Source organism: Streptomyces europaeiscabiei, assembly GCF_001550375.1.
GTDB lineage: Bacteria > Actinomycetota > Actinomycetes > Streptomycetales > Streptomycetaceae > Streptomyces > Streptomyces europaeiscabiei.
Window position 1 is genome coordinate 1 of record NZ_LRTR01000338.1, and the last position, 3,348, is coordinate 3,348.

3 protein-coding genes are annotated in these 3,348 nt (G+C 70.0%); all 3 read left to right on the top strand.

What is annotated here, in order from left to right; all coding sequences use genetic code 11:
- Positions 1 to 755 (top strand): s-methyl-5-thioribose-1-phosphate isomerase (locus AWZ10_RS16340; protein WP_060891424.1); only part of this gene is annotated, 755 nt, incomplete at its 5' end.
- An 8-nt stretch (positions 756 to 763) separates the two neighbouring features.
- Positions 764 to 1,453, top strand: coding sequence for a two-component system response regulator MtrA (gene mtrA, locus AWZ10_RS16345; RefSeq protein ID WP_189823911.1), 690 nt, complete (start codon positions 764 to 766; stop codon positions 1,451 to 1,453).
- A gap of 1 nt (position 1,454) precedes the next feature.
- Positions 1,455 to 3,348 (top strand): MtrAB system histidine kinase MtrB (gene mtrB, locus AWZ10_RS16350; RefSeq protein ID WP_060891425.1); only part of this gene is annotated, 1,894 nt, incomplete at its 3' end.

The following is a 3,348-nucleotide window of genomic DNA, read 5'->3' on the forward strand; positions in this document are numbered from 1 at the left end:
CGGCGCTCACCGCGGCGCGGGCGCTGCACCGGGAGGACGCCGAGGCCAGCTCCCGCATGGCCGCGCACGGGCTGGCACTGCTGGACGAGCTGCTGCCGGGCGGCGGGCACCGGGTGCTCACGCACTGCAACACCGGGGCACTGGTGTCGGGTGGTGAGGGCACGGCGTTCGCGGTCGCCCTCGCGGCGCACCGGTCGGGGCGGCTGCGGCGGCTGTGGGTGGACGAGACGCGGCCGCTGCTGCAGGGTGCCCGGCTGACCGCTTATGAGGCGGCGCGCAGCGGAATGGCGTACACCTTGCTCACGGACAATGCCGCGGGCTCGTTGTTCGCGGCCGGGGAGGTGGACGCGGTGCTGGTGGGTGCCGACCGGATCGCTGCCGACGGTTCGGTGGCGAACAAGGTGGGGACCTACCCGCTCGCGGTGCTTGCGCGGTATCACCATGTGCCATTCATTGTGGTGGCACCGGTGACGACAGTGGATCCGGACACCCCCGACGGGGCGTCCATCGAGGTGGAACAGCGCGCGGGGCATGAGGTGACCGAGATCACGGCACCTCAGGCACCCGTGGCGGGAGCAGAGGCGGGAGGCGGGATCGCGGTGGCACCCCTGGGGACCCAGGCGTACAACCCGGCGTTCGACGTGACGCCGCCCGAGTTGGTGACGGCGATCGTCACCGAGGAGGGGGCTGTGTCGCCCGTGACCGCTGATGCGCTTGCCGAGCTGTGTGACAGGTCACGCCAGGTAACGATTTAGTTAATGGGATGATGGCATTCATGAAGGGACGAGTCCTTGTCGTCGACGACGACACCGCACTGGCCGAGATGCTCGGCATTGTGTTGCGTGGTGAAGGTTTTGAGCCGTCTTTCGTAGCCGACGGCGACAAGGCGCTGGCCGCGTTCCGTGAGGCCAAACCGGATCTGGTGCTGCTGGATCTGATGCTGCCGGGCCGCGACGGGATCGAGGTGTGCCGTCTGATCAGGGCGGAGTCCGGGGTGCCGATCGTGATGCTCACGGCCAAGAGCGACACCGTCGATGTGGTGGTCGGCCTGGAGTCGGGCGCGGACGACTACATCGTGAAGCCGTTCAAGCCGAAGGAGCTGGTGGCCCGGATCCGGGCGCGTCTGAGGAGGTCGGAGGAGCCGGCGCCGGAACAGCTCGCCATAGGTGACCTGGTCATCGATGTGGCCGGGCACTCGGTGAAGCGTGAGGGGCAGTCGATCGCGCTGACGCCGCTGGAGTTCGATCTGCTGGTCGCGCTGGCGCGGAAGCCGTGGCAGGTGTTCACTCGGGAGGTCCTGCTGGAGCAGGTCTGGGGGTACCGCCATGCGGCGGACACCCGTCTGGTGAATGTTCATGTGCAGCGGCTGCGCTCCAAGGTCGAGAAGGACCCGGAGCGGCCGGAGATCGTGGTGACCGTCCGTGGTGTCGGATACAAGGCAGGACCCAGCTGACATGTCCGGTGACAGTGCCGCTTCGGCGCCCGGCCAGCCGGGGACCCGCGCGGGGCGGCCTGTCGGCCGGAATTCGTCGGGTTCCCGCTGGGGGCGTCTCCTCGGGGACGGGTTGCTGCAGGGCGGAGTCCAGGGCAGCCCGGTCCTGAGGCTGTTCATGCGCTGGGTGCGCCGCCCGTTGCTGCCCGTGATGCGGCTGTGGCGGCGCAACATCCAGCTCAGGATCGTCGTGACGACCCTGCTGATGTCGCTCAGCGTCGTGCTGCTGCTCGGCTTCGTCGTCATCGGGCAGGTCCGTAACGGCCTGCTGGACGCCAAGGTCAAGGCCTCACAGAGCCAGGCGACCGGTGGTTTCACGGTCGCCGAGCAGAAGGCCGACAACGAGGCGAGTGCGGTCGGGAACGACAACACGGAGCCGGACGGCGACCGGGTGCAGAACGTCGTCGAGTGGATGACCAACCTCGCCAATTCGCTCTCCAGCGGTGGCCAGGGTGCGTTCGACGTCGTGACGCTCAGCCCCGCCTCCGCCGACGGCGACACCGGAGGTCTCGGACCGCGTGTCTCCGGAGGCGTGAATTGGGACCTCAGCGTGCCCGTGGAACTGCGCGAGCGGGTCGACGACGGCACGGGTGCGGTCCAGAGCTACACGCGGATCCACTACGACAACGGTCAGGAGTCCCAGCCAGGGCTGATCATCGGCAAGCAGGTCAGTGACCCCAACAGCAAGCCCTACCAGCTGTACTACCTCTTCCCGCTCACCCAGGAGGAGAAGTCCCTGAGCCTGGTCAAGGGGACGCTGGCGACGGCCGGGCTGTTCGTCGTCGTACTGCTCGGGGCCATCGCGTGGCTCGTGGTGCGGCAGGTCGTCACGCCTGTGCGGATGGCGGCCGGGATCGCCGAGCGGCTGTCCGCCGGGCGGCTGCAGGAACGGATGAAGGTCAGTGGCGAGGACGACATCGCGCGGCTCGGCGAGGCCTTCAACAAGATGGCGCAGAATTTGCAGCTGAAGATCCAGCAGCTGGAGGACCTGTCGCGGATGCAGCGGCGGTTCGTCTCCGACGTGTCGCACGAGCTGCGTACGCCGCTGACGACGGTACGGATGGCGGCGGACGTCATCCATGACGCGCGCGTGGACTTCGACCCGGTGACCGCGCGGTCGGCCGAGCTGCTCGCCGACCAGTTGGACCGGTTCGAGTCGCTGCTCGCGGACCTGCTGGAGATCAGCCGGTTCGACGCGGGTGCGGCGGCCCTGGAGGCCGAGCCGATAGACCTCCGCGCGGTCGTGCGGAAGGTCGTCAGCGGGGCCGAGCCGCTGGCCGAGCGCAAGGCGACGCGGATACGGGTGCTGGGGGACCGGCAGCCCGTCGTGGCGGAGGCCGACGCCCGGCGCGTGGAGCGGGTCCTGCGCAACCTCGTGGTCAACGCCGTGGAGCACGGCGAGGGCAAGGACGTCGTGGTCAAGCTCGCGGCGGCGGGCGGCGCGGTCGCCGTCGCGGTGCGGGACTACGGCGTGGGGCTCAAGCCGGGGGAGGCGACGCGGGTGTTCAGCCGTTTCTGGCGGGCGGACCCGGCACGGGCGCGTACCACCGGTGGTACAGGACTGGGGCTGTCCATCGCCCTGGAGGACGCCCGGCTGCACGGCGGCTGGCTGCAGGCGTGGGGCGAGCCGGGCGGCGGTTCGCAGTTCCGGCTCACCCTGCCGAGGACGGCCGACGAGCCGCTGCGCGGGTCCCCGATACCCCTGGAACCGAAGGACTCCCGGCGCAATCGTGGACTCAACGACGCCGGTCTGCCGCTCGGCGGCAGCGGCAAGCTCGCCACGGTGCCGGTCCAGGCCGGTGAGCACGGGGCCGCGAGGGCGGCCATAAGGCCCCGGCCGGGCGCCGGACAGGCTC